Origin of the sequence: Pseudomonas sp. GM33, assembly GCF_000282295.1 — a bacterium.
Taxonomy (GTDB): domain Bacteria; phylum Pseudomonadota; class Gammaproteobacteria; order Pseudomonadales; family Pseudomonadaceae; genus Aquipseudomonas; species Aquipseudomonas laurylsulfatiphila.
This window is the reverse complement of sequence record NZ_AKJO01000030.1, coordinates 30,626-40,538: the sequence shown is the minus strand read 5'-3', so window position 1 is coordinate 40,538 and position 9,913 is coordinate 30,626. Positions and strand designations below refer to the sequence as shown.

The 9,913-nt window shown below is 60.1% G+C and carries 7 protein-coding genes; 3 read left to right on the top strand and 4 right to left on the bottom strand.

Annotation, left to right across the window (positions count from 1 at the left end):
- From cobJ to PMI26_RS24130, 3 genes are all read left to right on the top strand, one after another.
- On the top strand, positions 1-1,454 hold a 1,454-nt coding region (cobJ, locus tag PMI26_RS24120), incomplete at its 5' end, for a precorrin-3B C(17)-methyltransferase (protein ID WP_007971387.1).
- A gap of 206 nt (positions 1,455-1,660) precedes the next feature.
- On the top strand, positions 1,661-2,476 hold the full coding sequence (locus tag PMI26_RS24125; protein ID WP_007971386.1) for a hypothetical protein: 816 nt from the start codon (positions 1,661-1,663) through the stop codon (positions 2,474-2,476).
- A gap of 56 nt (positions 2,477-2,532) precedes the next feature.
- Positions 2,533-3,180 carry a hypothetical protein gene (locus PMI26_RS24130; RefSeq protein WP_007971384.1) on the top strand — a complete coding sequence of 216 codons (648 nt, stop codon included), beginning with the start codon at positions 2,533-2,535 and terminating at the stop codon, positions 3,178-3,180.
- A gap of 84 nt (positions 3,181-3,264) precedes the next feature.
- Here the strand turns inward: PMI26_RS24130 and PMI26_RS24135 are convergent, their stop codons facing one another.
- The 4 genes from PMI26_RS24135 to purH all read right to left on the bottom strand — a co-directional run bounded on the left by PMI26_RS24135 (position 3,265) and on the right by purH (position 9,864).
- Entirely contained in the window at positions 3,265-3,861 is a 597-nt protein-coding gene (locus PMI26_RS24135) for a MarC family protein (protein WP_007971378.1), read from the bottom strand.
- Positions 3,862-3,927: 66 nt separating this feature from the next.
- Positions 3,928-6,705, bottom strand: a complete 2,778-nt coding sequence (locus PMI26_RS24140) for a hybrid sensor histidine kinase/response regulator (RefSeq protein WP_007971376.1) — start codon at positions 6,703-6,705, stop codon at positions 3,928-3,930.
- 100 nt (positions 6,706-6,805) lie between these two features.
- Positions 6,806-8,101, bottom strand: coding sequence for a phosphoribosylamine--glycine ligase (purD, locus tag PMI26_RS24145; RefSeq protein ID WP_007971374.1), 1,296 nt, complete (start codon positions 8,099-8,101; stop codon positions 6,806-6,808).
- A 155-nt stretch (positions 8,102-8,256) separates the two neighbouring features.
- Positions 8,257-9,864, bottom strand: coding sequence for a bifunctional phosphoribosylaminoimidazolecarboxamide formyltransferase/IMP cyclohydrolase (gene purH, locus PMI26_RS24150; RefSeq protein ID WP_007971373.1), 1,608 nt, complete (start codon positions 9,862-9,864; stop codon positions 8,257-8,259).
- Positions 9,865-9,913 lie beyond the last annotated feature (49 nt).

Here is a 9,913-nt window from a genome sequence, read left to right as displayed (position 1 = left end):
GGGAGCCACCGGTATTGGCGGTGGCCGAAGACGGCAGCGCCGTGGTTCCACTGCTGGGTGGTCTCGGCGGGGTGAATGTGATGGCGCGGGAGATTGCCGCCGCGCTTGAAGTCGCTGCGGCGATCACCACCAGCGGCGAGTTGCGTTTTGGCACTTGCCTGCTCAACCCGCCCAGCGGTTATGCCCTTGGCGATCTGGAACTGGGCAAGCGTTTCGTTTCCGATTTGCTCGCCGGTGAAACGCTGCGCATCGAAGGTGAGGCCCCGTGGCTGGCGCAGGCGCAGTTGCCCGAAGATGCGCAGGCCCGCTTGGCGGTGCATGTCAGTCATGCCGAACGGACACCCGCGGCTAACGAATTGTTAATCTACCCGCGCAATGTGGTGGTCGCTGTGGATGCTGGGCTGGTGAACGTCGCGGGGGCGGTGCGCGAGGCATTGCATCAGGCAAAAATCGCTGTGCAGTCGCTGGCCTGCCTGTTGGCTCCCGACACCGAAATGGCTTGCCCGGGGTTGCGCGAAACGGCGCTTGAATTGGGCGTGCCGCTACGTTTTGCCAGCGCTGAGAAGGTGCTTGGCGAACGTCTGAGTACTGCCATAGGCCAACCCGTTTCCATGCTGGGTAGCGACACCGTTGCCATTGCGGTGGCAGAGCAGCCACTGGACCCGTTGCAGATCGGCCGCCCGCGTGGACGGCTGGCAGTGATCGGCCTCGGGCCGGGCGCCGCTGAGTTGATGGTGCCGGCCGTGAAGGCGGAACTGGCCCGCGCAACCGACGTGCTGGGTTACGAAACCTACGTGCGCATGGCCGGGCCGTTTCGTGCCGATCAGGTGCTGCATTGCACCGACAACCGCGAAGAGATGCAACGCGCCCGCCACGCCTTCGAACTGGCAGCCCTAGGGCGTTCGGTGGTGGTGGTTTCTTCGGGGGATCCGGGGGTTTTTGCCATGGCTGCGGCGGTGCTGGAAGCGCTACATGAATCCACTGACGTCCATTGGCATAACGTTGATCTCGAGATTCTGCCGGGGGTTTCCGCCTCGCTGGCGACGGCCGCCCAGGCCGGCGCACCGCTGGGTCATGATTTCTGCGTGCTGTCGCTGTCCGATAACCTCAAGCCTTGGGCAATCATCGAAAAACGCCTGGACCTGGCCGCTCAAGCCGATCTGGCCCTGGCGTTCTACAACCCGATTTCCCGTTCGCGGCCATGGCAACTGGGCCAGGCGCTTGAAATCGTCGCCCGGCACCGTATGCCGCAAACCCCTGTCGTGTTGGGGCGGGACATTGGCCGGCCGGGTCAGACATTGCGGGTCACGACTCTCGGCCAATTGACCCCCGACCAGGTCGATATGCGCACGATGGTTTTGATCGGCTCATCCCTGACCTGTGTTTTTCCGCGGGTCGGCGGCGGTGATTGGGTGTACACGCCGCGCTGGTACCCAAGCAAGCCAACCACCTGAGTGAAAGCGGCTTTGTTCAAAGTCGCTGATGTTCAAGGCAATAACTAACGATAGGGCCTGCGATTGACGAAAGTTGTCGCGGGCCTTTTAGTTATCTAGTAACTCCTGAAATAAGTCCTGAGTGTTTTTACTTTGACCGACTCAATTCTTCGCTTTAGTTTTCAGCGGGTCGCATGAAGCGGCTTATTGATTAAATGGAGATTTAAATGGTCGATATAAAAGATTATTCAGTGGCTCAGGTCGCATTTGATGATGCCTTGCAGGATAAGTATTTCGAAGGCATTGCGGCAGAACTTGAAAACGTCGTGCCACGGGCGCGAACCAGGCGTTCCACCTCGACCCTGGGCGCAGTATCGGGTGACTCGTCAGCGAAAGGTTTAGGGGCTTCGGTAGTAGGCCCCTCGCTGGTGGTGTTCGACCAGGCGCTTTCGGAGGAGGACAGGCAGGATGCACTGGACTGCCAGCAGTTTGCCGAAGCGGTGGTCCGGCGCCTGCCCAACGAAACCAGCAACGAAGACCGCTACAAGAAGTACAACGAGGCATTGTTGGCGGTGGGCTGGGTGACGGAAAGCTTCACCTACAAGAAGTACGTCAGCAAAAAACTCACCATCACGATGAATGAAGCCATTTTGCAAGTGCTTGAGACCGTTGTTTCCGGTGGGGCAAGCAGCGTCCTGAACCTGGTGGCGTCGGGGTTCAGCACGCTCAAAGGCGATAAGGACGCATTGAAGATTGTCGATGCTGGCAGCAAGAAAAACGACGTCGTCAGCTTCAAGGCTGTGCCTTGCATTACGACGCCAGGCGGTGGCATGTCCATGTTGATGGGTGGCTTGGACTTGGTGGACAAGGAATACAACGGCAACTTTTTATTCGTGACTTACAAGACTCAAGGTTTGCAGGTTTTCCAGGGCGCCGGCGTGCGCAAGTTTAATCGACGTGCATTCGAACGGAAGAAGAACATGGTATATGCCTATAACGACCAATTTGCCGATGGTCTTTTCAAACAATTGACGGGTCAATAAGTCGGGCAGGCTTTGATCAATTTAACCGATTAAAGCACTGACTGTATGGGGTGAATATGCCGGCGTCTGTTAATGCTGTCGTCGTGGGTGGTTGCCTGTTGTCCTTTACCCAGCAGGTAAGTTCGCAAGATCAGGAGGATATACAGGATTGCCTGTTGTACGCGGAACTGGCGGCCAATGAGAAATACCCTGGCCAGGTGTCGAGGAAGGCCTGGTTCGATTATTTTCAAGGGCGATTGATCAAGGCGGGATACAGGCTCAAGACCATCGTTCCAGCCGATCCGATCCGGGTCACGAGTGTCCGACAATTGCTCGGTGCCAGTTACAGCGTGATTGGCCACCTGGGCGTGGAGCGTTTGAGCCAGCTTCTCGAGGACACCTATCAGGCATTGCGGCTGGATGAGTTTGCCTGGGACTTCTTTCGCGGCAATGTTGCCAATGGCGGCTCGGGTATCCTCAAGTGCGCGCCTTGCGAGCTCGCCTCGGGTGAAGTGGTTGTCTGCCTGCTGGGCTTGCGCTACAGCGCGACCGTGATTGAAAGCGACTTTTTCCTGTGGAGCGAGTTCGATCGAGAACTGGCGATCATTCCCAGTGGCGGGGTGTTTGTGTTCGACCGACGGGCGTTTGAAAACTACCGTAAACGGGTTCACGAGAAAATCGATGCTTATTCAAACAAGGTGTTCGTGCACAAACTTCAGTCCTGACTCAAAGGCTTTGCACGCAGTAAAAAACAAGGCCCTGTGATTGATGCACAGGGCCTTGATTTCGGGTTCGGACAAGCCGCCGCTTCAAGGCACCAGGTAGCCTCTCACCCCGGTGAAGATGATCTGCGCCGCCAGTGCGCAAACGAACAGCCCCATCAAACGGCTGACGATCTGCAATCCCTGATCACCGAGAATGCGCTCGATTCGACTGGACAAAAACAGCACCACGCCCACGGTAAAGCTGGCCATGGCAATGCCGACAATGGCGGTGAGCTTGTCGTCCCAATGCGGCTGACTCACGCCCATCACCAGTAACGCACCGATGGTGCCGGGGCCGACGGTCAGTGGAATGGTTAGCGGGACGATGGTCACATCCTGCTGCACGTTGTCGGTCTGTACCGCCGATTTGCCTTGTGCCATCCCCAGTGCCGAGATGAAGAGGACGCTACCGGCGCCGATGCGGAATGCGTCCACGGTAATGCCGAAAACACTGAAAATCACTCGGCCGAACAAGTACAGCAGCACACTGGAGACCAGTGTGGCGACCGCAACTTTCCAGGCCAGTCGTCGCTGTTCCTTGCGCGAATAACCACGGGTCAGGCTGATGAAGCAGGACAATACGAAGAATGGGCTGTAGAGCACCAGCATCTTCAGGTAAACGCTGAACAACACATGGAGCATGGTGCCGGGCTCACTGGCGAAGGAAGTCGAGGGGGGAGTCTATCAGGGGTTGCGCAGTCTGTCGGCTCAGGACGTTTGGGTCGTTGCGCGATTCTGCTGGTCACGCTGGGCGACCCAGTGTTCGATCAATTCACGCAGTTGCGACAGTTCGACCGGTTTGGCCATGTGTCCGTCCATGCCGGCCTGGCGCGCACGCTCTTTGTGTTCGGCCAGGATGTGGGCGGTCAATGCCACCACGGGGGTGCGGACCCGCTGGTTGCCGACTTCCCAGGCACGCAATTGCTGGGTGGCCGAGAAGCCGTCGAGGATCGGCATTTCGCAGTCCATCAGCACCAGGTCGTAACGCTGGGCTTTCATCGCCTGCAAGGCTTCTTCGCCGTTGCAGGCGGTATCCGGTTGCAGGTTGAGCTTGCTCAGCATGCCGCGGATCACCTTGGTCGAAATGCTGTTGTCTTCGGCCACCAGAATGCGGAAATCGCTGGGGACCTTGACCGGCGGGGGCGGGCCGCTTGGCAGTGATTGCGTGATGACCAGGCCTTTGTTGCGTTGGGTCAGTTCGTCGGCCAGGGTGGTCTTTAGGGTGTAGCCGGCCACCGGTTTGGCGAGGATGCGCTTGATCCCGGAATTGCGCGCAATGATCTTGCTCGGCGCATTGCTGATGCCGGTGAGCATGATCAGCAGGATGTCATGGTTCAGGCTCGGGTCTTCCTTGATCTTGGCCGCCAGTTGCATGCCGGTCATACCGGGCATGTTCTGGTCCAGCAGGACCACATCGAAGTAATCGCGCAAATGCGCCTTGGTGCGCAGCAGTGCCAGCGCTTCCTTGCCGGAAGGCGCGGCGCTGACGTTCAGGCCCCAGGCGCTGCATTGCTGCACCAGCACCTTGCGACAGGTGTCGTTGTCGTCCACCACCAATACCCGCGCACCTTGCAGCGGGCCGTCGAGGTCGGAGGTCGGGTGCTCGAGGCGATCCGGATCCAGCGGCAGGGTCAGCCACAGGGTGCTGCCCTGGTTGCTGCCACTCTTGATGCCGAATTCCCCTTGCATCAAGCGTATCAGTTGCCGGGCAATCACCAGGCCCAGGTTGCCGCCCAGGTGGGTGGCCGACAGAAAATGCCGGCTGTGCAGTTCGGCGTGCATCAGGGCGTCGCGTTCTTCGGCGTCCATCGGCTCGCCGCTGTCCTGCACGGCGATACGCAGGCGCGGCTTGGCGTTGCGTTCGTCGAGCGCCACGACGATCAGGATTTCGCCTTCATCGGTTTTTTTCAGGGCGTTTTCGAGCAGGCTCAACAGGGTCTGGCGCAGGCGTGTCGGGTCACCGCTGATCACCCGTGGCACTTGCGGCTGGATGAAGCTGATCAACTCGACGTTTTGCTGCTCGGCCTTGGCGCGGAAGATACTCAGGCAGTCTTCGATCAGCGCGTTGAGGTCGAACTGCACATCGTCCAGTTCGATCTGTCCGGACTCGAGTTTGGAAATGTCGAGGATTTCGTTGATCAGTGTCAGCAACTCGTTACCGGCGCTGTGGATCGTCTGCACATAGTCGCGTTGCTTGACCGACAGCGGTGTGCCCAACAGCAGCTCGGTCATGCCGAGAACGCCGTTCATCGGGGTGCGGATTTCATGGCTGATCTTCGCCAGGAACTCGGCCTTGGCATTGATCTCGGCATTGCTGGCCGCCAGGTCGCGGCTGATGCTGAAGCGGTCTTCGGTGATGCGGCGCTGGCGCTCGCTCAACGCGATGCTCATCAGCAGGCCGCTGATGCAGATGAACACCAGCAAGGTGGTGATCAGGCCATGGGGTTCGACCAGGGTCAGCCCCAACAGCGCAGGCAGGATGACGAGGGTGCCGAGGTTGAACACCACCATGGCCGCCACGAAGAGACGGGCCGGGCGATAGCCTTTTTGCCAGTGATAGGCGCTGATGAACAGCATGGTCAGGCCAGCCAGGGCTACCAGGCCGTAGGTAATGAAGTTCAGCGGCAAGGTATTGACGAAGAGCAGCATCAGGCCGCAGGCGGTGATCAGCAGGACCTCGCCGAGCAGCAACCGGTTCAGCGGGTGCGGCCCGAGCGGGGAGAAGAAGCGATAGGCAAGCATCAGGCCGCAGGGCGCCGTCAGCAGTAAAGCCAGGTACGCCCCCGGCGTTTGCAATGCGTGCCAGTCTGGTAGCCAGGGACTGGCGAGGTTCAGCAACAGCACCAGGCTGAGCATCAACAGCCCTTCGCACGCTGCCAGCCAGAGGGCGCTGTGCGAGCGTGTATAGGCGTAGCGGATGAGGTTGTGCAGGATCAGCATGGCGATGCAACCGAACAGCAGGCCATAGATCAGCGTCTGGTTCTGGTTTGCAGCCGCGATGACCGCCGATTGCAGAGTGATGTAGGGGCGTAACTGGTGGTCGGAGGCCAGTCGCAGGTAGATGTCCAGGGGGCTGTCGCTTTGCGGCAGGGGCAGCATGAAGTCGCTGCTGGGCAATGGACGCTCGGATTGGGGTTGTTCGTTGCCTGTGCTGGATTGGTCGATTAGCTTGTCGCCGTCCAGTACGTACATGTTGAACTGGCGCAGGTCGGGCGCGAACAATCGCAGCACCTGTTCGTGCTTGCCCGGTGCAAGCTTGAATCGCAACCATAGCGCGCCATCGGGTTCAGCCGCGGTAATGCGGTCGAGTTCGATGGGGCTGAATTGATTGGTGTAGCGTGCGGAACGGATGTCGCTCAGTTGCAGGTCGCCCTGTTCGTCGAGCAATACCGCCCAGCCACTGCCTTGCGCGGCCTGGGCCGGTAGCATGCAGAGCAGGGTCAGCAATGTGACGGTTAAGCTTATGGCAATCCTGAGCCAGCGCACGGCGAAATCCTTTCGTAAGGTTGATGCCAGAATATAACGATGCGCGGCGCCGGAATAGCCAGGCAATGAACCGTGTTCATTGCCTGGTGCGGTGTCTACCTTATTCCTGGCTTTCGCCACGCTCGCGGGCAATGGCGCGGTAGCCAATGTCCTTGCGATAGAAACAGCCTTCCCAGTCAATCGTTGCCGCCAGCTTGTAGGCCTGCTGCTGTGCAGCGTCGACGCTGGCACCCATGGCTGTGGCGCACAACACACGACCACCGGCGGTGACTACCTGACCGTCCTTGAGCGCCGTACCTGCGTGGAAAACCTTGCCTTCCAGTGCGGCAGCTGCATCCAGCCCCTTGATGGCTGTGCCCTTGGCGTAGTCACCAGGATAGCCGCCAGCGGCCAGAACGATGCCGACGCTCGGACGTGGATCCCATTGCGCTTCCACTTTATCCAGCGCCTGGGCCAGGGCGGCTTCGACCAGCAACACCAGGCTCGACTGCAGGCGGAGCATCACCGGCTGGGTTTCAGGGTCGCCGAAACGGCAGTTGAATTCGATGACTTTTGGGTTACCAGCCTTGTCGATCATCAGGCCGGCGTACAGGAAGCCAGTGTAGACGTTGCCTTCCTCGGCCATGCCGCGCACGGTCGGCCAGATCACCAGGTCCATGACGCGCTTGTGCACGTCGGCGGTGACCACTGGCGCCGGGGAGTAAGCACCCATGCCGCCGGTGTTCGGACCGGAGTCGCCGTCGCCGACGCGTTTGTGGTCCTGGCTGGTGGCCATCGGCAGTACGTTCTTGCCGTCGACCATGACGATGAAGCTGGCTTCTTCGCCGTCCAGGAACTCTTCGATGACCACGCGCGAACCCGCATCGCCAAAGGCATTGCCCGCCAGCATGTCGCGCACGGCGTCTTCGGCTTCGGCCAGGGTCATGGCGACGATCACGCCTTTGCCGGCGGCCAGGCCGTCGGCCTTGATCACGATCGGGGCGCCTTTTTCACGCAGGTAGGCGAGGGCCGGCTCGATTTCGGTGAAGTTCTGGTAGTCGGCAGTCGGGATCTTGTGGCGAGCCAGGAAGTCCTTGGTGAAGGCTTTCGAACCTTCCAGCTGCGCAGCGCCAGCGGTCGGGCCGAAGCAATCGAGGCCGCGGCTGCGGAACAGGTCCACAACACCGGCAACCAGCGGCACTTCAGGGCCGACGATGGTCAGGGAAACGTTTTTCTCGGCAAAGTCCGCCAGTTGCTCAAGCGCCAGCACGTCGATGGCGACGTTCTCGCACTTGGCTTCGATGGCGGTACCGGCGTTGCCCGGCGCCACGAACACTTTCTGCACGCGCGGATCCTGAGCCACTTTCCAGGCCAGGGCGTGTTCACGGCCACCGCTGCCAATGATCAAAACATTCATTTCAAAAACCTCGGATGACGCTAATTCTTGATAGCACCGCTGGGATGCTCTTATGTGGGAGCGGGCTTGCTCGCGAAAGCGGTGTTTCAGTCACATCAATATTGAATGTGCCGCCGTCTTCGCGAGCAAGCCCGCTCCCACAGTTGATCGTCGTATCAGTGACGGAAGTGGCGCATGCCGGTGAAAACCATGGCGATGCCGGCTTCGTCAGCGGCTGCAATCACTTCGTTGTCACGCATCGAGCCGCCAGGCTGGATCACCGCAGTGATGCCGACCTTGGCTGCGTTGTCGATGCCGTCGCGGAACGGGAAGAACGCGTCCGAGGCCATGACCGCACCCTGCACCTGCAAGCCGGCATGTTCTGCCTTGATGGCAGCGATGCGCGCGGAGTTCACGCGGCTCATCTGGCCGGCGCCGACACCGATGGTCTGGCGATTCTTGGCGTAGACGATGGCGTTGGATTTCACGTACTTGGCGACTTTCCAGGCGAAGATCAGGTCGTTGATTTCCTGTTCGGTCGGTGCGCGCTTGGTCACCACTTTCAGGTCGTCGGCGCCGATCATGCCGATGTCGCGGCTCTGCACCAGCAGGCCACCGTTGACGCGTTTGTAGTCCCAGGCAGCGGCGCGATCAGCCGACCACTCGCCGCAGACCAGCAGGCGTACGTTGGCTTTGGCGGCAACAATGGCGCGGGCTTCTTCGCTGACGCTCGGGGCAATGATCACTTCGACGAACTGGCGCTCGACGATGGCCTTGGCGGTCTCGGCGTCCAGTTCGCGGTTGAAGGCGATGATCCCGCCGAAGGCGGATTCGGTGTCGGTGGCGTAGGCCAGGTCGTAGGCCTTGCGGATGCCGCCTTCGGCGTCAGGGCTGACAGCCACGCCGCACGGGTTGGCGTGCTTGACGATCACGCAAGCCGGCTTGACGAAGCTCTTCACGCATTCCAGCGCGGCGTCGGTGTCGGCCACGTTGTTGTAAGACAGTTCCTTGCCTTGCAGCTGGGTTGCGGTGGCGATGCCGACTTCGGCAGGCTTTGCTTCCACGTAGAACGCCGCGCTCTGGTGCGGGTTCTCGCCGTAGCGCATTTCCTGGGCCTTGATGAACTGGCTGTTGAAGGTGCGCGGGAATTCGCTGCGGCCTTCTGTGCTCAGGGTGTCGGCCGCCTGGTTCACGGTGCCCATGTAGTTGGCGATCATGCCATCGTAGGCGGCGGTGTGTTCGAATGCCTTGAGCATCAGGTCGAAGCGCTGAGCGTAGGTCAGGCCGCCGGCCTTGAGGTTTTCCAGGACGCTGGCGTAATCGCTGGCATTCACCACGATCGCTACGTCTTTATGGTTTTTCGCGGCCGAACGAACCATGGTAGGGCCGCCGATGTCGATGTTCTCGATGGCGGTCGGCAGGTCGCAGCCTGGCTTGTTGATGGTGGCTTCGAACGGGTACAGGTTGACCGCGACCAAGTCGATCGGCTTGATGCCGTGTTCGTTCATGATCGCGTCGTCGATACCGCGACGACCGAGGATCCCGCCGTGGATTTTCGGGTGCAGGGTTTTCACCCGGCCGTCCATCATTTCGGCGAAACCGGTGTAGTCCGCGACTTCCACTGCGGCAACACCGTTGTCCTGCAGCAGCTTGAACGTCCCGCCGGTGGAGAGGATCTCGACGCCCAGGGCTTCAAGCTCCTTGGCGAATTCGAGGATCCCGGTCTTGTCGGAAACGCTGATCAAGGCGCGGCGGATCGGCAGGCGGGTAGTCTGGTCGGTCATCTCAATTTCCATCAAAAGCAAAGGAAGTCAGCAAAAAAGGCGACCGGTT